Annotated in this window: 1 protein-coding gene; it reads left to right on the top strand. The window is 65.4% G+C overall.

Annotated features, from left to right (window positions below):
- Positions 1–590: flagellin N-terminal helical domain-containing protein (locus AC5ZFO_RS48205; protein WP_496124297.1), on the top strand; the 590-nt coding region annotated here is incomplete at both ends.

The following is a 590-nucleotide window of genomic DNA, read 5'->3' as shown; positions in this document are numbered from 1 at the left end:
AACGCCGCCTACTGGTCGATCGCGACGTCGATGCGCGCCGACAACGCCGCGCTCTCCGCCGTCTCCGACTCGCTCGGTCTGTCGGCTGCGACCGTCGACACCGAATATACTGCTCTGACCTCGGTTATCGGCGACAAGACCGGCGGCCTGACCAAGCTCCAGGCGCTGCTGGTCGAAGCCAAGACCGCCGGTATCGACCGCGTCAAGATCCAGGCTGACATCACCCAGATCCAACAGCAGATGAAGGCCACCGCCAGTGCGGCGACCTTCAACGGCGTGAACTGGCTGAGCGCGACCGCCGCGACGGGTACCGTCGACCTGGTGTCGTCGTACTCGCGTGTCAGCGGCACGCCCACCGTCGGCAAGATCACCCTGACGATTGCGAACTACACGCTCTACAACACCGCCGGCAACACCGGTATCCTGGACAAGGTGAGCGGTGGTGCGTCGGTCGACACGATCGCCATCGGCGCGCTGCAGGACACCGTCCCGGCCGACATGACCACGCTCGATGGCTACATCGCGCAGGTCACCGCCGCGATCAATACGGTGGCTGGCGCTGCTGCCGATCTTGGCGCCGTCAAGAACCG

This window comes from Bradyrhizobium sp. Unk1, from assembly GCF_059512345.1.
Note: the sequence above shows the minus strand (reverse complement) of the source record. Positions and strands in the feature narration are given on the sequence as shown.